We start from the raw sequence: 19,668 nt of genomic DNA, 5'->3' as shown, positions 1-19,668 counted from the left end.
CTGATGCAGTGGTGGTTCGGCGACAATATCTGGCCGACCACGCGCTACCGCTGGGCCGATAGCGAAGGCTATGCAAAGCTCACGGCGCTGCTGGAAGAAGCCCAGCGTCTCTCGGGCGACGAGCAGCAGGCCAAGTGGAATGAAGCCATGGACCTCATCTCCGATGAAGTTCCGCTCTATCCGCTGCTGCATCGCCAGTTGCCGACCGCCTGGAATGCGGATGAACTCGAAAACTTTGCCCCGGTTCCTACCACTGGCCTGTCTTTCCTCGATGTCGGTGTAAAGAAGTAGGCTGGTTCCGCGCTTCGGCGCGACACATATTGGGCTCCGGGTGCCACCCGGAGCCTGCTCCCCTTCCCGCTCACGCAGAAGAGAGCCAGGCGAAATGCTGAACGTGCTCAATCTGATCGGACGCAGGCTTGTCCAATTGCCGGTCATGATCCTCGGGATCACTTTCCTCGTCTTTTTCGTCATGTCGTTTTCGAATGTCGATCCAGCCATCACCGCGCTGGGCGAAGGGGCGTCCCTGGAGGCACGGCAGGCCTATCGGCTCGAACATGGCCTGGATGAGCCGTTGCTGATCCGCTACGTCAATTTCGTTATCGGCCTCGTCCATTTCGATCTGGGCACCTATTCAGCGCGGCAGCTGCCGGTTATCGACGAAGTGGCGCGGGCTTTTCCCATCACGCTGCAACTGACCTTTCTGGGCCTTATCTTCGCCGTCGCCTTTTCGCTGCTGCTTGGGGTGATCGCGGCCATTTACCGCGACCGCTGGCCCGATCAGGCGATCCGCGTCCTGTCCATCGCCGCGCTCTCGACGCCGAGCTTCTGGCTTGCCGTGCTGCTGATCCAGGCCCTGGGCCACAAGGTCGGGATTTTTTCGCTTTTGCCCACTTCGGGGCGCCTTCCCGGCATGACCGACAATTTCTCCGGCTGGTTCGCGCGCATGCTGCTGCCATCCATCGCGCTCGCCGTGCCGGTGATCGGCCAGCTCTCTCGTGTCGTGCGCACCGCTGTGGTCGAGGAACTGGACAAGGACTATGTCCGCACGGCGCTGGGCGCGGGTATTCCTCGCCATGTCGTGGTCGGCCGCAACGTGCTGCGCAACGCGCTGATTACTCCCATTACCGTTCTCGGCCTGCGCATCGGCTATCTCATGGGCGGCGCGGTAATCATCGAGGTCATCTTCAACATCAACGGCATGGGCATGCTGATCCTCAACGGGGTCAGCAATAACGAGCCCAATCTCGTCCAGGGCGTGACCCTGACCGTGGCGATTGCCTTCATCGTCATCAATGTCGTGGTCGATCTGCTCTACGTGCTGGTCAATCCGCGCATCCGGGATATTTGACGTGATCAGAACCGAAACCACCAAAAAGCTTTCCGTGCCCGGCCTGAGCCTCGCCGGACTGCGGAACCTGCCCAAAGCCTCCAGGATCGCGCTGGCCGTTCTGGTGCTGGTGTGCCTCGGTGCGGTGTTTGCGCCGCTGATCTCGCCCTTCGATCCGTTCCAGACCGGCCTGACCCGCGGCCCCTCTGGCCCCGACGCCTCCAATTGGTTCGGCACCGACCGCCAGGGGCGGGACGTCTTTTCGCGCCTTGCCTATGGTGCCCGCTACTCGCTGATCATCGGCCTGGCGGCTACCGGCGTCGCCCTTCTGGCGGCCTCGATTCTGGGCGCCATCGCGGCAACGGCGGGCAAATGGGTCTCCGAGGTGCTGATGCGCGTGCTGGACATGGTCATGTCCTTTCCCGGTATCGCCCTGGCCGTGGTCTTCGTCACCGTCTTCGGCCAGAGTCTGCCGGTATTGGTGCTGACCATCGCCTTTCTCTATACGCCCCAGCTCACCCGCATCATCCGCGCCAATATCATCGGCCAATATGGCGACGACTATGTTGCCGCCGTAAGGGTGATGGGCGCCTCCACCCCCCATATCCTGATCAAGCATGTGGCGCGCAATTGCATCGCGCCGGTGCTGGTCTTCGCCACCATTCTGGTGGCCGATGCGATTGTCTTCGAGGCCTCGCTCTCCTTTATCCAGGCTGGCGTTCCCGATCCCGAGCCGAGCTGGGGCAATGTCATGGCGGCCGGAAGGCAATTGGTGATGTCCGGCGGCTGGTGGTCCACCTTTTTCCCCGGCATGCTGATCACCGTCACCGTGCTGGCGCTCAATATCCTGGCGGAGGGCATGACCGACGCCATGGCCGCGCCCCGCGCCCGGGCTGCCATCGACCAAAGCCAGGTGGCCGCCGCCATCGACGAGCTTTCCGCCCCAAAGGCCGAATATGTTGCATCCACGGGCATGTCGCTCGATGAGCGGCTGGCCGAGCTGCGCCGCGTCGAGCTGGCGCGGACGGATCGCCTGGTGGGCGACGACAGCAAGCCGCCTTTGCTGGAAGTAAAAAATCTCAGCATCGCCTTTCCGCGCCATGGCGCGGTCAATGTGGTCGATGACATCTCTTTCAGCGTCCGGCCCGGCGAGACGGTGGCGCTGGTGGGCGAAAGCGGGTGCGGCAAATCCATCACCTCGCTGGCCATCATGGGCCTACTCGATCCGCGCGCCAAGATTGCCGGGGAAATCCTGTTCGAGGGTCGCAACCTGCTGACCATGACCGAAAAGGAACGCAATGCCCTGCGCGGCAAGGGCATCGCCATGATCTATCAGGACGCCCTATCCTCGCTAAACCCGGCCATGCTGATCCGCTCGCAAATGGCCCAGCTCACTGCGCGCGGCGGCACCCGTACGGCCGAAGACCTGCTCACCATGGTGGGGCTCGACCCGGTCCGCACGCTCAATTCCTATCCGCATGAGCTTTCGGGCGGCCAGCGCCAGCGCGTTCTCATCGCCATGGCCCTCACCCGCAACCCCCGTCTGGTGATCGCCGATGAGCCGACCACGGCTCTCGACGTGACGGTGCAAAAGCAGGTGGTCGAACTGCTCAACCGGCTGCGCGAAGAACTGGGCTTTGCCATGCTCTTCGTGTCGCACGATCTGGCGCTGGTGGCCGAAATCTCCCACCGCATCTCGGTCATGTATGCCGGTCAGATGGTTGAGCAGGGCCGAACCCGCGAAATCCTCACCCAGCCCGTGCATGAATATACACGCGGCCTTCTCGGGGCAGTGCTCAGCATCGAAGCCGGGGTGTCCCGCCTGCATCAGGTGCGCGGCACGGTGCCTTCGCCGCGCGAATTCCCGCCCGGCGACCGCTTCGCACCCCGCTCGTCCAATCCGGAGCGCAATGCCGGGATACGCCGCGTGCTGCGCCAGGTGCCCGGCACCGAGCACTACTATGCCGCCCATCCCGATGACGAGCCGGTCCGGCCCCTTGAGGTGCGCGCATGAGCACTCCAGTGAACAAAGACATCGATGCCCTGATCGAATTGCGCAATGTCTGCGTCGATTTTCGTGTCCGCTCTTCGCTGTTCAGTCCGGTGGTGCTGCGCGCCCTGGATCACGTCTCGCTGGCGGTCCATCGCGGCCGCACGCTGGGCGTCGTGGGGGAATCGGGCTCGGGCAAGTCCACTGCGGCCAAGGTGCTTATCGGGCTGCTCGCGCCCAGCTCCGGCCAGATTTTCTTTGCCGGTGAAGAGGTCAGGAACTTCGATGCCCGCACGCGCAAGCGCATCGGGCGGGTGGTGTCGGTGGTGTTTCAGGACCCGGCAACGGCGCTCAATGCCCGCATGCTGGTGCGGGATGCGCTGATCGACCCCCTGCAAGTGCATGGTATCGGCGACGAACAGAGCCGTATCCGACGCGTCAGCGACCTGATCTCCATGGTCGGCCTGCCCAAATCCGTACTCGACGCCATTCCGGCCCAGCTTTCGGGCGGCCAGCGCCAGCGCGTTGCCATTGCCCGTGCTCTGGCGCTGGAGCCGCAGGTGATCGTGGCCGACGAGCCCACCTCGGCGCTCGACGTCTCCGTTCGCGCCCAGATCCTCAATCTGCTTCAGGATCTCAAGCGCGAGCTCGATCTGGGCATGGTCTTCATTTCCCACGATATCCAGACCGTGCGGCATATCTCCGACGACATCGCCGTCATGCATCGCGGCAAGATCGTCGAATTCGGCCCGGGCGCGCAGGTGCTCGGCTCACCCTCGCAAGACTACACGCGCACCCTGCTGGCGGCAGCTCCAAGCCTGCTGCATGCCGGGCCCACCGACACGCCTTCCTCTCCTTCCTCCTGACCCTCGGTACTCCCATGTCCAAGCATAATTTCCACGGCATCGTTCCCCCCATCGTTACCCCCATCAATGACGATGGAACAGTGAATTTCGACGACCTCGCCAGGCTGGTCGAATATCTCCTCGTCTCGGGCGTCCATGGCCTGTTCGCGCTCGGCTCCACCGGCCAGGTCTGCTACCTCTCCGAGGAAGACCGCATCGCCATCGTCGAATGCATCGTCAGGGTCAACGCCGGCCGCGTGCCGGTGATCGCCGGCGCCATGGAAGTGTCGTCCCAGAGCGTGATCCGCACCGCCAACAAGATGATTGCGGCGGGCGCCGACGCCATCGTCACCACCGCGCCCATGTATACGATCAATGACGAGAACGAGGTGGCTGATCACTTCCGCGCCGTCGCCGCCGGCATTTCCGTGCCGCTCTTTGCCTATGATATTCCGGTACGCGTGCACAAGAAGCTCTCCCCGGGACTGCTCGTCCAGCTCGGCAAGGAAGGCGTCATCGTCGGCGTCAAGGATTCCTCCGGCGATGACGTCAGTTTCCGGCGCCTGCTGGCCATGAACGAGGCCGCGGGCAAGCCGCTTTCCGTGTTCACCGGCCACGAAATGATCGTCGACGCCATGGCGCTGATCGGGGCCGATGGCGCCGTTCCCGGTGTTGCCAATGTCGAGGCGGAGGCCTATGTGCGTCTGTGGAACGCGGCCAAGGCCGGCGATTATGCCACCGCCGTCAAGGAGCAGAAATTCATCAACCAGCTCTTCGAGATCGTCTTCGTGCCCACTGGCCGGTCGGGCGATGCCGCCGGCGTCGGCGCCTTCAAGGCCGCCATGGCCGCTCGCGGCATCATCTCTTCGCCAGCCATGACGGCTCCGCTCAGGAGGCTCGATGCACAAACCACCGCCAGGATTGAAACCATCGTGGATGGCCTGGGCCTGAGCGCCTGATCCATCTGCTTGCCGAGGGACGAAAATGGACGTGTTGAACCGCATCCGCGGGGGGCTGGTGGCCTCCTGCCAGCCAGTCGATGACGGTCCGATGGATCGTCCGGAGATTGTTGCCGCCATGGCGCAGGCCTGCGTCGCCGGCGGGGCGGCGGCGTTGCGCATCGAGGGCGTTGACAATCTCAAGGCCACGCGGTCCCTGGTAAATGTGCCGATCATCGGCATCGTCAAATCCGACCTGCCCGACAGCCCGGTGCGCATCACCGTGCGCATCGAGGAGGCTCTGGCGCTGGCCGAGGCCGGCGCCGATATCATCGCCTATGACGCCACCGATCGCCCTCGCCCCGACAGCAGGGAGGCCATTCTCGCTACCATTCTCGGCGCCGGCAGGATCGCCATGGCTGACGCTTCGACGCTCGAAGACGGCAGGATCGCGCTGGCGGGCGGCGCCCAGATCCTGGGTACGACGATGTCGGGCTATACGGCACAAACCGAGGGCCGCGATTCCGGCCCGGATTTCGATCTCATCGCCGCCTTCCGCGCGCTCGGTGCATTCGTCATGGCCGAGGGTCGGATCAATACTCCCGCACTCGCCGCTGCCGCACTTGCCGCCGGCGCCGATGCCGTTACGGTCGGCAGCGCCTTGACGCGTCTGGAACACGTGACGGGCTGGTTTGTCACGGCCATCGAGGGGCACAAATGAGCCTTGCCGGCTTTGCCGTCGATCTGGGCGGCACCAAGATCGCGGCGGCACGCATCGAAGCCGGACGCGTCGCAGCGCGTGTTCAGGACCGCACCGATGCTGGTGCCGGTCTGGATGCGCAATTGGCTGGAATGGCCCGCTTGCTCGCATCGCTCGATTATCGCAGCGGCGATCCGCTTGGCGTGGCCGTCGCCGGGCGCGTCGACCGTGATGGCAATTGGCATGCGGTGAATGCGCGAACCCTGCGCGCCATCGCCGCCGCCCCCCTGGGGACAAGGCTTGCCCAACGCTTCGGCGAAAACACGCGCGCCATCAATGACGCCGCCGCCGCCGCTATCGCCGAAGCCAGGATCGGCGCGGGGCAGGGCGCGCGCAACTTCGCTTATCTCACCGTGTCAACCGGCGTGGGCGGCGGCATCGTGCTGGATGGAAAGCTGGTCGAAAGCGCCAACGGTCTTGCCGGGCATGTGGGCTTCGTTTCCTCGCCAAAGGGGGCAAGGCGCTGCGGCTCGGGCCGCATGGGCACGGTGGAAAGCATCGCCGGCGGCAATGCCATCGCCATGGCCGCCGGCCTGCCTGACGCCCGGGCAGTTTTCGAGAGCGGCAAACATGATGACCTGATCGATCTTGCCGCCGCCAGCATAGCCACGCTGATAACCGATCTCACGGCCATTCTGGGGCTGGACCGTGTGGCCATTGGCGGCAGCATCGGCCTGGCGCCGGGCTTTATCGACAAGGTCAAGGCGCAGGCAGCGGCCGAGCCGGCGCTGTTCCAGACCGCGATCGTTCCCGCCGGCCTCAGTCACGACAGCGGTCTTCTGGGTGCGCTGCTCCATTGCCTCGATAAAACCTGATCCCGAAGATCGGAAGAGCTTCATGAAAACTGTTCTGGCTTTCGGCGACAGTCTGACCTGGGGTGCGGACGCCGCAACAGGCGGTCGCCATGCCTTCGAGGACCGCTGGCCCACTGTGCTGGAAAAGGAGCTGGACGGTCTGGCGCGCATCATTCCCGAAGGATTGAGCGGCCGCACCACATCCATGGATGACCACGCCAGCCTGGCCGATCTCAACGGCGCCCGCGCGCTGCCCATGCTGTTGGCGACCCATACCCCGCTCGACGCTGTAGTCATCATGCTGGGCACCAACGATCTCAAATCCCATATCTGCGGAAAAGCCCTGGGAGCGGCGCTGGGAATGCGCCGCCTCATCGAAATCGTGCAGGCCTATCCTTTCGTGCCGGCCTCTGCGCCGCGGCCTGAGGTGGTCGTCGTCTCACCGCCGCTTATCACCGCGCCGGACCGGCCGATAACCCTCAATTCCTTCGCGGAGGCGGGAGCGGAGTCCGCCAGGCTGGCCGCGCTCTACCGGAGCGTCGCGTCGGACAAAGGCTGCATGTTCTTCGATGCCGGCGCGGTGGCCACGGCCACCCCGCTCGACGGCGTTCATCTTGACGCTGCCAATACGCGCAGCATCGGTCAGGCCCTGGCGCCGGTTCTGCGCCGGGTTCTGGGCGGCTAGAAACCGGGCCGGAGGTTCGGGGAGTTATATCTAGGCCGCTAGGCTTGTCGGCAGTTCCGGCCCCAGCGGCACGATGCCATTGGGGTTGAGCGCCTTGATCGAGTAGTAGCCGGCCTTAATGTGGTCGATATTGACCGTTTCCCGAATGCCGGGCACGGCCATGACCGTTTCCAGATAGCGGCTAAGGCCGGCATAATCGGCAATGCGGCGCAGATTGCATTTGAACAGGCCATGATAGGCCACGTCGAACCGCACCAGCGTGACGAAAAGCCGGATGTCCGCCTCGGTCAAGCGATCCCCGAAGAGGAAAGTCCGGCCGTCGGCCAGACGGGCCTCCAATTCGTCGAGCATCGAAAAGACCTGGTGGAAGGCTTCCTCATAGGCGACTTGCGTGGTGGCGAAGCCGGCCCGATAGACGCCATTATTGAGGCGCGGATAGATGCGGGCGTTGAGCGCGTCGATCTCTCCGGCCAGATCGGCGGGATAAAGATCATAACTGGGATCCGCAAGGTCGCCAAAACCGGAATTCAGCATCCGCAGGATATCAGCCGACTCGTTATTGACGATGGTGGTACGCTTTTTGTCCCACAATACCGGCACCGTCGCCCGGCCTGAAATGGCCGGATCGGCCCTTGTATAGAGTTCATGCAGATAGGTGGCATCATTGACCGTGTCGCGGTCCGAGCCGGGATAGTCGCCAAAGCGCCAGCCCTGAGCGGTCAAGGCCGGTTCGACCACCGAAAGCGAGATCACCTCTTCGAGTTTCTTGAGCTTGCGTCCGATCAGCGTGCGCGAGGCCCAGGGACAGATCAGCGCCACATAAAGGTGATAGCGCCCCGGCTCGGCGGCAAAGCCGCCTTCACCGGTCGGGCCGGCGTTGCCATCGGGCGTCACCCAGTTGCGAAAGCTCGAGGTCTGGCGCACGAAGCCGCCATTCTCGTCCTTGGCCTGGACCGGCTGCCAGTCCTCGATCCATTTTCCATTGACCAGCATATCAATTCTCCCCGCTCGTCAGCGTGATGGCGGTGCCCCACGGATCGCGCAGCGTTATTCCTTCATCGTTTTTGGTAATGTCCAGCCCGGCCTTTTCCGCCCGCGCTGCGATGGCGGCGATTTCGGCCGCGTCCTTGGCCATGAGTTCAACGGCGTCGAGCCCGGCCATGTTCTGTGGCCGCTGTGGCGCACCCCGGCTGTTCCAGATATTGCCGGCCAGTTGGTGGTGATAGCCACCGCTGCCGTAAAAGCTGGCGCCGGGATAATCCACCGTGACCGCAAAGCCGAGCAGGTCGCGATAGAAGCGATCGGCCGCGGCGGTGTCCCCGACCTGAAGATGAACATGGCCGATGCTGCCCGCCGCCGGAAAGCCCGACCAGCCGGTGTTGCCGGCGGCGCTCAGCAGGTCCTGCATGTCGAGCGGCTCGGTGGTCATCTCGATGGCATCGCCCCCACTACGGTTCCATTGCGAGACGGGGCGGTCGGAATAGACCTCGATGCCATTGCCTTCCGGGTCGGCCAGGTAAAAGGCCTCGCTCACGATGTGGTCGGAGGCGCCCTGGATATGCACGCGAGCCTCGGCGATATGGTCCACCCAGCGGGCGAGGTCGGCGCGGGTGGGCATGAGGAACGCGGTGTGGAACAGCCCGGCCTGTCGGCGGTCGCTTGGGGTGAGCGCGGGATCGGTTTCCAGCACCAGCAAGGGCGTGTCACCCGTGCCCAGAACCACCTCGCGGGCGGTCCTGTTCATGGCGACCAGGCCGAGAACGGCCTGGTAGTAGGCGGCGACGGCATCGATATCGCGCACCTTGAGACGCACCCTGCCGACGCGCAGCGGAGCGGCGTTCATATCGAAGAAGTCATTGGCTTTGGTCATGACGATTGCTCCTTGAAGCAGCGGCCGCGATCGGATCGCGCGGCCGCATGAGATGGGTCAGCTCGGACTGGATGGCCCTCAGGCGACACCCTGCCAGGTGGGGGCGATGTCGGTACCGTGGCCCAGGCCATAGCCGAGGGCGATATTGAGGCCGGCGACCGGTTCCAGATAGCGCGCGGCGGCGAGGCTACCGGCTTCGACACTCTTGAACCCGGCGCTCTTGGCCAGGTCGGCCACGCTTTTGCGCGCCTCGGCGTCATTGCTGGCGATGAAGACCGTTGCGGGCTGGCCGCCGGCCTTGCCTTCGTTCTGCAACACCGAGGCAAAGACCGTATTGAAGGCCTTGACCAGTTTGGCAGCAGGGGCGCTCTTCTGGATTTCCTCGGCGGCGCTGGTCGAGTGGCCGATGGTGAGGCCGGAATAATCGGCCGTCAGAGGGTTGGTGATGTCAATCACCACCTTGCCGGCCAGCCCACCCGCAGCGGCGATGACCTCGCTGGCGGCCTCATAGGGCACAGCCAGGACTACGGCATCGGCCTTGCCGGCGGCATCCGCATAGGACGCGGCCTGGGCGTTATTGCCGATTTCGGCGGCCACGGCCTGCGCCTTGGCAGGATCGCGCGAGGCGATGGTGACCTGATGGCCGGCCTGGGCAAAACGGACGGCCAGGCCACGGGCCATGTTGCCGGTGCCGAAAATGGAAATATTCATTGTCGTTCTCCTGTGGTTTGACGCGGTGCGTCGTGTTCTGAGGAGAAGATGGCCTTGCGGGCAAAGAATGATAATCAGGCCAAACGGAAGATGATAACTGCCATTATGGAAGCAATCTATCGGGGCATGTCGCGATAACGCTCGACCAGAAAGTCCACCAATACACGAACCTTGGCCGCCAGATGCCGGCTATGGGGATAAAGCGCGTGGACCGGATAGGGGGCGGGCTCGAATTCTTGCAGAACCTGGCGTACTCGACCGGCCTTGAGGGCGGCGGCGGCGATGAAATCGGGCACACAGGTCAACCCCAGCCCGGCTTCTGCCGCCATCAGGCAGGCTTCGGCATTGGAATAGCGGATGCGGCCATCCACCTGCACCGCCGCATCGACCCCGCTCGTGCCGCGATAGGGCCAGCGGCCCGGTTCCTTGAAATTGGTGTCGATAATGCAGTCGAAGTCCGCAAGCGCGTCGGGAACGGAGGGCCTGCCCCGCTTTTCCAGATAGCCCGGCGCGCCGACCACCATGATGCGCACCTCATAGAGTTTGCGGGCGATAACGCTGGAATCATTGGGCTTTCCGACCCGCACGGCCAGGTCGAAACCCTCGTCGACAAGACTCACAAGGCGGTCGGAAAAGTTTACGTCCAGCTCGATTTCGGGGAACTGTGCAGCGAAATCATTAAGCGCCGGTGCCAGCTCCACCGTTCCGAAGGTCAACGGTGCGGTGAGGCGCAACCGCCCGCGCGGCGTATGCGAAGCGTCGCGAATGGCGGCATCGAGATTATCGAACTCTTCCAGCAGCGGCCGCAGCCGGTCGAAATAGGCCTGGCCCGCCTCGGTGGCCGAGACGGCGCGCGTGGTGCGGCTCAGCAGCCGCACCCCCAATTCACTCTCGAGCCGCGAAACCAGCTTTGAGGCCTGGCCCGAGCTGGTCCCCAGGCGCTGGGCAGCGGCGATGAAACTGCCGGTTTCCATCACCGCAACGAACATCCGGTCCGATTCGAGCCTGTCCAAGACGAACCTCCGGCATGCACTTACGGCAATTTGCCAGACAATGCGGCGTGAGTGCAATTGCTAAGTCTGGCGGAGCCAGAGCGAGTCAGGCTTCACGGGGCAGGACCTGTAGCACCCGTGCAATGAAAATCTTGAATTCCATCATATAGTTGCGCAGGAACTCCTCAGTGGACGGCTCGGTGACCTCGCCCGTTTCGGTCACGAGGCCGGGCGTGAAATGAATATAGGCTTCCGGCGCATTCATCTGGGGTGAATTGCAGAAGCTCAGCACGCTGCGAAGGCTCTGCTGGGCCACGGCGGTGCCGATCGAGCCGATCGATGCCCCAATCACGGCCGAGGGCTTGCGTGCAAATGAATTCTGCCCCCATGGCCGGCTGGCCCAGTCGATGGCGTTCTTGAGCCCGCCGGGAATGGACCGGTTGTATTCGGGGGTGACGAAGAGAATGGCGTCCTTGGAAGCGATGGCCTCCTTGAGGGAGCGGGCGACGGGCGGGTAGTCCGCGTCATAGTCGTAACTATAGAGCGGCAGGTCCTTGAACGGGATTTCCTCCAGCTCCAGCTCGGGAGGCGCCAGGCGCACCAGGGCCTGGGCGAGCTTGCGGTTTATGGAATCCTTGGCGAGGCTGCCAACGAAATATCCTACCTTGTGCCTGGTCATCGTCTCCTCCAGTGGCGCCGAGCGGAATTGGCGCGCCGACTTGCTAAACCGCGCTGCATCCCGGCCGGTTCCGCTGCTGGCGGTTGCATGCTTGCTCACAAGGGAGATTTGGAGGATCGTATCGAAGGATAAGCCCATCGCGTCTTGAGTAGCAGTTGGAGAGGTCATGCAAGACAAGAAGACAGCATTGAGTGGACGTCTGGTGGCCGCTGGGCGGACTCTGGTCGGCGTCAGCCAGGCCGACTTTGCCACGGCGGCGGGACTATCCCTGGAGACGGTTTGTTTCATTGAGAACACGGGCAGCGCCTGGATCGAGGATCCCAACGACAGCGAAGCCGCCCGCCGGGGGCTCGAGCATTTCGGCGTCATCGTCATCGGTGAAGGTGACGGCATGGGCGGCGGAGTAAGGCTCAAATTCACCCGGCAGGATGTGCGCCAGATTGCGCGGCTGGAAGGTGAAGGCGGCATAGTGGCGTCGGACGATGCGCTTTGAGCCGGCCCGCCGGTAATCAGCCGCGTACAGGCGCGGACGCTCGGAACCAGTGCTTGAGAGACAGGGCAGGCTTTTCGATCAGCACCCAGGAGCAATAGGCCGCCAGCATCGCGATGGCGAAGGCCAGGAGGGAGGCGCCCAGGGCGCTCGCCGGCGTCACCCCATGGCGGGCGATCAGGGCCTGCTGGATGGGGAAGGAATAGAGATAGAGCCCGTAGGAAATATCGCTGCGATTGGTGGCCCGGGTCAGCCAGGGCAGCGAGGTTCCACCCAGGGTCACGGCGAAATAGGCAAAGGCCAGCGCGGAAAAAACCTGCCCCAACGGCCAGGGGGGCAGGGCCATGGCCAGGATGATGCCGAAAAGCGCCAGTGGCCAGTTGGGCCGGATGCTGTTGCGATAGAGGAAGGCGCTCATGCCCAGGGTAAAGCAGAAGCCGAAGCGGATGATGCTGCCCCAGAAGCTGGTGTCGAAGGCATGGGTGACGCTCGAGACGGCGAGCATGGCTCCAAAACCCAGCGTCAACAGCACAGCGGCGAGCCTTGAACCGAAAAGGCCGAGGATCGGGATGGCCAGGAAGGCGGCATAGGCGAACAGCTCGAACTTGACTGTCCAGAGCGGCACGTTGATTTCACCGGGCTCTCGGCCATGTTGGAAGACGCCCGGTAACTCGGCCACATTGAACTGCACGAGCACGCGCAGCGGATAGGTCAGGGTCGCCGGATCGGTGAAATAGGCGGTAAGGCTTTCCGAGGTATTCATCGCCCCGATGATCCAGGCGGTCGCCGCGCCGCAGGCGATGAGGCCGGGAAAGATGCGTAGCAGGCGCGCCGCGATGAAGCTGATCAGGTCCGGCTTCAGGGCGAAGCTGCGGCTCAGCATCATTCCGGAAAGGAAAAAGAAGACGTTCACCGAAATCTGGCCGAGATTATAGGCGCTCCCGTCCAGCGGCTCGCCATGCCATCCCGCCGGCGCGATCAGGAAGGCATGCGAGACGAAGACGGCCGTGGCCGCCAGAAGGCGGACTCCGTTAAAGCCGTTGTTCCTGTCCTCGAGAATGGTGCCGAGGCTTGAATGCTGCATCACGAAGACCTTTGGGTGTCGCCACGGTGCGACGCGCCTGGTTTAGCTCCTTCCTCCGGGATGGAGCAGGGTGATCTTGAGCTAGGGTTAAAGCACGCCAGTCCTTATCGAAGTCCTCACCATTCGGTGCGATGGCGCAATATTCAGGTGCCCCGGTGGCGCAAAATCACTTTTTATTACCATCCTGCCCCTAGCCTGCCGCTGATCCCGGAATTTTGGGGAGCCTGGAACAGGTCTTGATGGTGGAAGTGTCGCCCGCGCAGGTTGCGAATGGTTCGTCTCATCGGGGAGCGTCGCCATCAATCGACGTTCTGGATGGCGCCGAAGCCGTGCGCGCATGGATGGATTTTGCCGAAACGGCCCAGCTTACGCCTTATCAGGCCCCCTTCTGGCTCGACGGGGTCATGGCCTGTTTTGACATGCCCCGTGAGAGCTTCCGGCTGCTGATGATCCACGATGCGGGAACCCCGCGCGCCGCCCTGCCGCTTGTCCTTTCCAGGCGTTCCGGTTGCGTGCTGGCGGAAATCCCCGGCTCGCAATTGGGCAATTCCGACTGGTTTCCCCAGCAGGCCGGTCCGGCGCTGGATAGGGAACTGCTCGATCGCGCCTTTGCAATTCTGGCCCGCGCGCAAGGGGTCGATATCCTGCGCTTTTCCAATCTGCCGGCGGCCTGGCAGGGCCGGGACAACCCCCTGATGGGCTACCCAGTCGCACCGGCCCCCGACCATTTCTATGTCGGTCCCATCGGCCCTCATACGCGAGAGAGCCTGCCAAAGCGGCGGCGCGGCGATATCCTGCGCGGCCAGCGCCGGCTGGAGGAAATGACCGGCCCGGTTACCCTGCGGCGCGCAAGCACGCCGGCGGAGGTCGAGGCGATGCATGCCGCGTTTCTCCAGCAGAGAACCGTCCGCTTCCGCGAAATGGGCGTCCGCAACATCTTTGCCGAAACGCCCTTTCGCAGGCTTTTCGACGATCTGGCCAAGACCTCTCTGGCTATGGACCGGCCGACCCTGTGTTTCGACGCGCTCTACGGAGGCGACGAGATCCTGGCGACGGCTATCGGCATTCGTGCGGGAAGCCATTACTCCCAATATATCAACTCAAACGCCTCTGGCCCGGCTGCCAAATACAATCTCATGGGACTGTTGATGTATCTTCTGGTGGAGCGCCTGGTAGCCGAAGGCGTCGAGAGCCTCGATATGGGCGTCGGCGATTTCGCCTATAAGGAAATCTGGACCCAGAAGACCGATGTTTTTGATCTCATGCTCCCCCTGAGCCTGAAGGGAAAACTGCTCGCGCCCGCCTTCGGGGCAAAACGGGCGGCCAAGCGTCTCATCAAGCGCAACCAGCAGCTTTGGCAGGTGGCCCGGTCATTCCGCCAGCTTCGCCAACCCAAGATCGAATCATGAGCAATACAGATCCGAGCCGCAGCGGCCTTGCCATCATGGCTGTCCGCATTGCTGGTGCCGGCCTGGCGCTGCTGGCCCAGGTAATCGCTTCGCGTATCGTGGGGGCCGAGGAATTCGGACGTTACAGCCTTATGCTGGTCTGGCTGCTGCTGCTGGGCCATGGCGGCACGGTGGGCACCAACCCTTTGCTGTGCCGCTATGTCGCCCAATATCTCAATGCCGGCGATTTCGCGGCCATTGCCGGCCTGCTGCGTTTTGCCCTGGCGGTCGTCGTCGCCATGGGAGCGGCGCTGGGGGCGCTCGCCATGGCCCTGTTTCATTCGGGATTTCTGGCCCTCGATCCGCAACTGGTGCTGGTGGGCACTCTTGCTTTTTCCGCCGTCCCGCTTCTGGCCCTCCAGGATTTTCTCGAATCCATCGCCCGTGGCCTCGATAGGCCCACCCTGGGTATCGGCCCGGCCTATCTCGTGCGCCATCTGGCCATCGTTTTCGGCGTGGGTGGGCTTTTCCTTCTCGGTGTCCATACCGACGCCGTGACGGTGATGGGCGCTACAATTATCGGCCTCATCGTCAGTCTCGCCCTGCAATATGGGCTGCTTCAGCGCCACCTTGCCCCCATTCTCAAGGGCCGCCCGCCCAGCTATCGCCTGGCCGAGTGGGCGCGGACAGCGCTTCCCATGGCGCTGGGCGATGCCGCTGAAGTGCTGTTCATGAATGCCGACATCCTGATCCTGGGCATGTTTGTGCCCCCCGAGCAGGTGGCTTATTATTTCGCCGCGACGCGGCTGGCCCAGATCCTGGCCTATGTGCCCTATGGCATGAGCGCGGCAACGGCCCAGCGCATGGCGGTGTTGACCGGCAAGGAGGAGCGGGAGCGCCTAGGCCGGCTGATCGCGCGTGTAACGCTGGTTTCGGGCGGGCTGGCGACGCTGGGGGCGCTGTCGATGACCATTCTCGCGGGGCCTCTGCTGTCCATGTTCGGCGCCGACTATTCCGGCGGGGCCGGCCTCGTGCTCATGCTGTGCGGCGGCATCGCCATGACCTGCCTTCTGGGTCCGGGCGAGGACGTGCTCAACATGTTGGGCCAGGAACGGCTGGCCTCGCTCAGCATCGCCCTGGCGCTCGCACTCAATATCGGGCTCAATTTTGCCCTTATCCCGCAGTTCGGCCCCATGGGCGCCGCCATCGCCTCGGCGGCGGCGTTGACGCTGCGGGGTGTGCTGATGGCGCTTTTTGCCTACGGACGCCTGGGGCTTTTCCTGCCTTTCGGCGCCGGACTTATCGCCAATCGGGGAATGCGGCATCATGCACGGTAAGCCCTTTTATACCAGCTCTGTTCTGGATGCGGCCGGCATCTGGGCGCTCGATCCTGCCGCCTGGGACGAACTGGCCGCCAATGCCGCGGCGGATAATCCGTTTTACGCCCGCCAATATGTATTGGCGGGGCTGGATACCATAGACGGCAGGGCCGATCTGCATATGCTCGCCATCTGGAGCGGACAGGGCACGCTCGCTGGCCTGTTCCCGTTTCGCCGTCGGTTCTTCCTGCCCTTTCCCTGGCGTGTGGCGCAGGGGGCGGAGAATCTTTATCAGTTCAGCTCCATGCCATTGGTGGCGCGACAGGGGGCGGCGGAGGTCGTCGCCTGCTGGATCGAGGCCATCGCGTCCCGCAAGGTGCCGGCCTTCTGGACCATGGGCAATTTCAACGCCGATCATGAACTGAAGGACCTGATCGAGCACGCAGCGGTGGCGCGCGGGTTGCAAAGCCGGGTGGTCATTCCCTATCCGCGTCCGCATCTTACCGGGCGGCTGGCCGATCTCGAGGCGCATGCCGGGCAGGTGATCGCCAAAAGCCGGCTCAAGGATATCCAGCGCAATCTCAGGCGCCTGCGCGATATGGGTGATCTCGTCTTCGAGCGTGTGGTGGAGCCGGCGCGCCTGCGCGAACGCCTTGAGCAGTTCCTCGCTCTCGAGCAGGCCGGCTGGAAGGGCGAGGGCGGCACCGCTTTCCTGTCCGATGCTGCCCATGCCGATTTTGCCCGCCGCGCCTTTGCCGGCTGTGCTGGAGAAACGGGGCTGGCGGCGATGGATAGCCTGTTGCTCGATGGCCGTCCTATCGCCATGAGCCTCAATATCGCCCGGGGTCGTACCGCCTTTACCCCCAAATGCACTTATGACGAAAGCCTGCGCAAATACGGGCCCGGCATGGTGCTCGAATATCTCGTCATCGAGCGTTTCTATGCCGATCGGGAATTTGCCGACATGGACGCGGCCACCACCACGGGCGGCCATGTCGTCCTGGGCCTGTGGGATGGGCAAAAGAGCATGGGGCGGCTTGTGGTGGGGCCCGCCGGCTGGCGCACCGATCTGCTCGCCGAAGGCTGGCAGGCTGCCCATCGGGGCAAGCAGCGCCTCAAGAAGCTGCTGGGGCGGTAAGACCTTTCCACCCACTCTGAAGGGCAATGATGGCCGCTGCCAGGATCGCCATGACCAGCACGATGGCCAGGGCCCCCAGGATCAGGCTCTTGCGCGGCGCAATGGGGTCGAGCGGCGTCATGGGATGGGAGATGATGCGCATGTCGGGCAGAATGGTGCCGGCGGCCTGAACGCTTATCGCCGATTGGTAGCGGGCGAGATAGTCCGCCAGAACCGCGCGTTTCGCTGCCGCCTCGCGTTGCAGCGCGTCAAGCTCCGGGCTGTCTCCGATCCGTGTCGCCAGGCCCGCGCGGGCCTGGGCGCGCTCGCCTTCGAGTGCCCTTGCCAGCGCGTCGTCGGCCGCGGCATGCGCCTCGGCCTCGCGAATAGCGGTTTCCGCTGCCGCCGCTAGCTGCCTCTGCAATTCCTTGACGTGTTCGTCGGCGGCCCGCGCCAGCGGATGCCCCGGCCCCATGCGGCTGGAAAGGCTGGCAAGCTCGGCCTGTGCGCTGGAATAATCCTGCAACAGGCCGCCATCGCGGCCATCGGCGAGAATGCTGTGGAGGGCGGGATTGCCCACGGCCTGCCAGTCGCGCCAGAGCCTGGCGCGCGTGGCCTGGAGCAGCGAGCGTTCGCGCGCGGCCTGAATGCGCGCGTCGAGATCCCCCATGCTCAATTCTTCAAGGGGCACTGCGCCGGCGACGGCGACAAGGCCGTGCCGGGCCCGGAAATCGGCAACGGCGCGGTCCGCCGCCTCCGCGCCTGCCCGCAGCTGGGTTACCGCCCCTTCGAGCCAACCGGCCGCCTGTGCGATATCCCCGGTCAGCATCCCCGCGCGCCGATCCAGCCCCGCCTGCGCCACGGCCAGTGTGACCTGCTGGGCAAGTTCGCCATTCTGCGCCCGCGCCCGGACATAGATCATGGCATTGCCTTTTCCCGCCACCACCAACACCTGATCGGCCAGCCTGTCTATGGCCGCCTCGGTGGCGCGGTCGCCCGCATGGCCGCCGCTGAATTCGTCGATTCGGTCCAGCCTCTCCCGCTCAACCACCAGGGCCAGCGTGTCGCGCGAGCGCAGCAACTGCACCAGGCTGGCGATGCGGGGGCCATCGACCACGCCGCCAAATCCGCCCTCACCGCCTTGCTGGCGTGGCTCGACCAGGATAGTGGCGCTGGCCTCGTAAACCCGGGGCACGGAGCCCAGCCCCAGATAGGCCAGCCCCAATATGGCGGCCAGCATCAGCGCGATCCCAAGCCAGAAGCGGCGCAGGACCAGCAATACGCCATCTGTATCGCAATATGCGTCCAAGATTGTTCACCCGCACCATTGCCCGATCATGGGCTGGCCCCAAAAGCACTAGCCCAGCCGGGTTCAGGTTCGGTTAAACTAAGCGCGGGGTCTTCGGTCCGATTGAGCCTTCCTTCACCGTTTCGGTGCTAGGCAGGGCCCGACTGAAACGGGGTTATCATGCTCAATCCCTTGGATTCTCTTGATGAGAGCGCTACTCTCACGGCGCCCATATGCATCATTGGCGCGGGTGCTGCCGGCATCACCATGGCGCTCGAACTGGCGCGGGCGGGCGTCGACACGATATTGCTGGAAGGCGGCGGGCTCGATTTCGAGGATGAGTCGCAATCGCTTTATGAAGGCGCCGTCACCGGTCTGGGACAGACCGACATCGCCTATTCGCGCCTGCGTCAGTTTGGTGGCACCACCGGGCACTGGACCGGACTATGCGCGCCGCTTTCGCCCATCGATTTCGAAAAGCGTGCCGGCGTTCCCCATAGCGGCTGGCCGATCACCCGCGCCCAACTCGATCCCTTCTACGAGCGTGCCCAGCCGTATCTGCAACTAGGCCCCTTCGCCTATGACGTCGATCAGTGGCAGCATGTCCTGAACGGCGCGCCCTGGCCGCTGGACCCGGCCATCGTTGAAAATGTCATCTACCAGAACAGCCCGCCGACGCGCTTCGCCGAAGTCTATCTGGATGCGGTGTCCGAAAGTGAACGCATCCGGTGTTTCGTTCACGCCAACCTGACCAATCTCGAGGTGAACGAGGCCGGGGCGATCGTGCGCGCCACGGTGAGGTCTTTTGCCGGGCGCACCGTTTCGGTGGAGGCCAGACATTTCATCCTGGCTTGCGGCGGCGTCGAAAATGCCCGCCTGCTGCTCAATTTCGACCGCCAGCGCAGCACCGGGCTGGGCAATGAGCATGGATTGGTCGGCCGCTATTTCATGGACCACATGAATTGCACCCTGGGGGAGATCGTGCCGGCCGACCCGGAGGCCGATATCGATTTCTACCAGCAGCATGGCTCAGACCAGGTGCCGCTGCTGGTCGCCCTCAGGCTCACCGATGCGGTGCTGCGGCGCGAGCAGATCCCCCATACCAGCGTCTTCCTCGATCCGGTGTGGGAGTCGGAAAGCCATAACGATGATTTCCGCGACCATTCCTGGCTGGCCTTTTCGGCCATCACCCGCGCTTTTACGCGCGGACACATGCCGGACCAGCTCTGGCCGCGCTTGTGCACCATCGCCGAGGCGCCCGGTGCGGTTTTTACCGGCGTGTACCGGAACATCCAGCGCCGCTTCGTGCCGGCGGGCCGGCTGACGACGCTACGTTTGAGACAGGATGCCGAACAGGTGCCCAATCCCGACAGCCGCGTCTTTCTCAA

19 protein-coding genes and 1 pseudogene are annotated in these 19,668 nt (G+C 63.9%); 13 read left to right on the top strand and 7 right to left on the bottom strand.

The genetic code is table 11. From position 1 onward, the window contains the following. From VDP82_RS03310 to VDP82_RS03275, 8 genes and pseudogenes are all read left to right on the top strand, one after another. Nucleotides 1–291, top strand: a pseudogene (locus VDP82_RS03310) (hypothetical protein); the annotation flags it as partial. Between the two features lie 94 nt (nt 292–385). Continuing rightward, nucleotides 386–1,351, top strand: a complete 966-nt coding sequence (locus VDP82_RS03305) for an ABC transporter permease (RefSeq protein ID WP_323013414.1) — start codon at nt 386–388, stop codon at nt 1,349–1,351. A 1-nt stretch (nt 1,352) separates the two neighbouring features. Beyond that, the gene (locus VDP82_RS03300; RefSeq protein ID WP_323013413.1) at nt 1,353–3,344 is read left to right on the top strand and encodes a dipeptide/oligopeptide/nickel ABC transporter permease/ATP-binding protein; all 1,992 of its coding nucleotides are present in this window, start codon (nt 1,353–1,355) and stop codon (nt 3,342–3,344) included. An 8-nt stretch (nt 3,345–3,352) separates the two neighbouring features. Continuing rightward, complete coding sequence (locus tag VDP82_RS03295) at nt 3,353–4,186, top strand: ABC transporter ATP-binding protein (protein ID WP_323013412.1); 834 nt, start codon at nt 3,353–3,355, stop codon at nt 4,184–4,186. 14 nt (nt 4,187–4,200) lie between these two features. After that, the gene (locus VDP82_RS03290) at nt 4,201–5,124 is read left to right on the top strand and encodes a dihydrodipicolinate synthase family protein (protein ID WP_323013411.1); all 924 of its coding nucleotides are present in this window, start codon (nt 4,201–4,203) and stop codon (nt 5,122–5,124) included. A gap of 25 nt (nt 5,125–5,149) precedes the next feature. Continuing rightward, a complete protein-coding gene (locus VDP82_RS03285) occupies nt 5,150–5,824 on the top strand; it encodes a putative N-acetylmannosamine-6-phosphate 2-epimerase (protein ID WP_323013410.1) in 675 nt (224 codons plus the stop codon). Then, nucleotides 5,821–6,678: an ROK family protein gene (locus VDP82_RS03280; RefSeq protein ID WP_323013409.1), complete on the top strand. Its 858-nt coding sequence runs from the start codon at nt 5,821–5,823 to the stop codon at nt 6,676–6,678. Before VDP82_RS03285 ends, VDP82_RS03280 begins: the two co-directional genes overlap by 4 nt. 22 nt (nt 6,679–6,700) lie before the next feature. Then, nucleotides 6,701–7,342, top strand: coding sequence for an SGNH/GDSL hydrolase family protein (locus tag VDP82_RS03275; protein ID WP_323013408.1), 642 nt, complete (start codon nt 6,701–6,703; stop codon nt 7,340–7,342). A 30-nt stretch (nt 7,343–7,372) separates the two neighbouring features. On the opposite strand, the gene VDP82_RS03270 is transcribed toward VDP82_RS03275, so the two are convergent. The 5 genes from VDP82_RS03270 to VDP82_RS03250 all read right to left on the bottom strand — a co-directional run bounded on the left by VDP82_RS03270 (nt 7,373) and on the right by VDP82_RS03250 (nt 11,594). Further along, complete coding sequence (locus tag VDP82_RS03270) at nt 7,373–8,335, bottom strand: glutathione S-transferase family protein (RefSeq protein ID WP_323013407.1); 963 nt, start codon at nt 8,333–8,335, stop codon at nt 7,373–7,375. 1 nt (nt 8,336) lies between these two features. Next, nucleotides 8,337–9,212 carry a VOC family protein gene (locus VDP82_RS03265; RefSeq protein ID WP_323013406.1) on the bottom strand — a complete coding sequence of 292 codons (876 nt, stop codon included), beginning with the start codon at nt 9,210–9,212 and terminating at the stop codon, nt 8,337–8,339. 78 nt (nt 9,213–9,290) lie between these two features. Continuing rightward, nucleotides 9,291–9,923: an NADPH-dependent F420 reductase gene (locus tag VDP82_RS03260; RefSeq protein WP_323013405.1), complete on the bottom strand. Its 633-nt coding sequence runs from the start codon at nt 9,921–9,923 to the stop codon at nt 9,291–9,293. A 116-nt stretch (nt 9,924–10,039) separates the two neighbouring features. Beyond that, nucleotides 10,040–10,936, bottom strand: coding sequence for a LysR family transcriptional regulator (locus tag VDP82_RS03255; RefSeq protein WP_323013404.1), 897 nt, complete (start codon nt 10,934–10,936; stop codon nt 10,040–10,042). A gap of 85 nt (nt 10,937–11,021) precedes the next feature. After that, a complete protein-coding gene (locus tag VDP82_RS03250; protein ID WP_323013403.1) occupies nt 11,022–11,594 on the bottom strand; it encodes an NADPH-dependent FMN reductase in 573 nt (190 codons plus the stop codon). A 166-nt stretch (nt 11,595–11,760) separates the two neighbouring features. On the opposite strand from VDP82_RS03250, the gene VDP82_RS03245 reads away from it, so the two are divergent. Then, on the top strand, nt 11,761–12,087 hold the full coding sequence (locus VDP82_RS03245) for an XRE family transcriptional regulator (protein ID WP_323013402.1): 327 nt from the start codon (nt 11,761–11,763) through the stop codon (nt 12,085–12,087). A gap of 16 nt (nt 12,088–12,103) precedes the next feature. Here VDP82_RS03245 and VDP82_RS03240 read toward each other — a convergent pair whose 3' ends face one another. After that, complete coding sequence (locus VDP82_RS03240; protein WP_323013401.1) at nt 12,104–13,168, bottom strand: acyltransferase; 1,065 nt, start codon at nt 13,166–13,168, stop codon at nt 12,104–12,106. 329 nt (nt 13,169–13,497) lie between these two features. Here VDP82_RS03240 and VDP82_RS03235 point away from each other — a divergent pair, with 329 nt between their 5' ends. The 3 genes from VDP82_RS03235 to VDP82_RS03225 are packed head-to-tail and all read left to right on the top strand — an operon-like array spanning nt 13,498 to nt 17,013. Beyond that, nucleotides 13,498–14,577, top strand: a complete 1,080-nt coding sequence (locus VDP82_RS03235) for a GNAT family N-acetyltransferase (protein WP_323013400.1) — start codon at nt 13,498–13,500, stop codon at nt 14,575–14,577. Continuing rightward, on the top strand, nt 14,574–15,893 hold the full coding sequence (locus tag VDP82_RS03230) for a polysaccharide biosynthesis C-terminal domain-containing protein (RefSeq protein ID WP_323013399.1): 1,320 nt from the start codon (nt 14,574–14,576) through the stop codon (nt 15,891–15,893). The genes VDP82_RS03235 and VDP82_RS03230 overlap by 4 nt, the downstream gene beginning before the upstream one ends. Beyond that, complete coding sequence (locus VDP82_RS03225; protein ID WP_323013398.1) at nt 15,883–17,013, top strand: GNAT family N-acetyltransferase; 1,131 nt, start codon at nt 15,883–15,885, stop codon at nt 17,011–17,013. Before VDP82_RS03230 ends, VDP82_RS03225 begins: the two co-directional genes overlap by 11 nt. Here the strand turns inward: VDP82_RS03225 and VDP82_RS03220 are convergent. Further along, complete coding sequence (locus tag VDP82_RS03220; RefSeq protein WP_323013397.1) at nt 16,991–18,271, bottom strand: GumC family protein; 1,281 nt, start codon at nt 18,269–18,271, stop codon at nt 16,991–16,993. The genes VDP82_RS03225 and VDP82_RS03220 overlap by 23 nt on opposite strands. 201 nt (nt 18,272–18,472) lie before the next feature. Between VDP82_RS03220 and VDP82_RS03215 the strand changes: the two genes are divergently transcribed. Continuing rightward, on the top strand, nt 18,473–19,668 hold a 1,196-nt coding region (locus VDP82_RS03215), incomplete at its 3' end, for an FAD-dependent oxidoreductase (RefSeq protein ID WP_323013396.1).

The organism is Devosia sp. (assembly GCF_034675085.1).
In the GTDB taxonomy this organism is placed as follows: domain Bacteria; phylum Pseudomonadota; class Alphaproteobacteria; order Rhizobiales; family Devosiaceae; genus Devosia.
Note: the sequence above shows the minus strand (reverse complement) of the source record. Positions and strands in the feature narration are given on the sequence as shown.

What these genes read in the sequence shown, in the direction of transcription:
- VDP82_RS03305 (WP_323013414.1), top strand. Translation starts at nt 386, where the DNA reads ATGCTGAACGTGCTCAATCTGATCGGACGCAGGCTTGTCCAATTGCCG.
- VDP82_RS03290 (WP_323013411.1), top strand. Translation starts at nt 4,201, where the DNA reads ATGTCCAAGCATAATTTCCACGGCATCGTTCCCCCCATCGTTACCCCC.
- VDP82_RS03285 (WP_323013410.1), top strand. Translation starts at nt 5,150, where the DNA reads ATGGACGTGTTGAACCGCATCCGCGGGGGGCTGGTGGCCTCCTGCCAG.
- VDP82_RS03280 (WP_323013409.1), top strand. Translation starts at nt 5,821, where the DNA reads ATGAGCCTTGCCGGCTTTGCCGTCGATCTGGGCGGCACCAAGATCGCG.
- VDP82_RS03275 (WP_323013408.1), top strand. Translation starts at nt 6,701, where the DNA reads ATGAAAACTGTTCTGGCTTTCGGCGACAGTCTGACCTGGGGTGCGGAC.
- VDP82_RS03270 (WP_323013407.1), bottom strand. Translation starts at nt 8,335, where the DNA reads ATGCTGGTCAATGGAAAATGGATCGAGGACTGGCAGCCGGTCCAGGCC.
- VDP82_RS03265 (WP_323013406.1), bottom strand. Translation starts at nt 9,212, where the DNA reads ATGACCAAAGCCAATGACTTCTTCGATATGAACGCCGCTCCGCTGCGC.
- VDP82_RS03260 (WP_323013405.1), bottom strand. Translation starts at nt 9,923, where the DNA reads ATGAATATTTCCATTTTCGGCACCGGCAACATGGCCCGTGGCCTGGCC.
- VDP82_RS03250 (WP_323013403.1), bottom strand. Translation starts at nt 11,594, where the DNA reads ATGACCAGGCACAAGGTAGGATATTTCGTTGGCAGCCTCGCCAAGGAT.
- VDP82_RS03245 (WP_323013402.1), top strand. Translation starts at nt 11,761, where the DNA reads ATGCAAGACAAGAAGACAGCATTGAGTGGACGTCTGGTGGCCGCTGGG.
- VDP82_RS03240 (WP_323013401.1), bottom strand. Translation starts at nt 13,168, where the DNA reads ATGCAGCATTCAAGCCTCGGCACCATTCTCGAGGACAGGAACAACGGC.
- VDP82_RS03230 (WP_323013399.1), top strand. Translation starts at nt 14,574, where the DNA reads ATGAGCAATACAGATCCGAGCCGCAGCGGCCTTGCCATCATGGCTGTC.
- VDP82_RS03225 (WP_323013398.1), top strand. Translation starts at nt 15,883, where the DNA reads ATGCACGGTAAGCCCTTTTATACCAGCTCTGTTCTGGATGCGGCCGGC.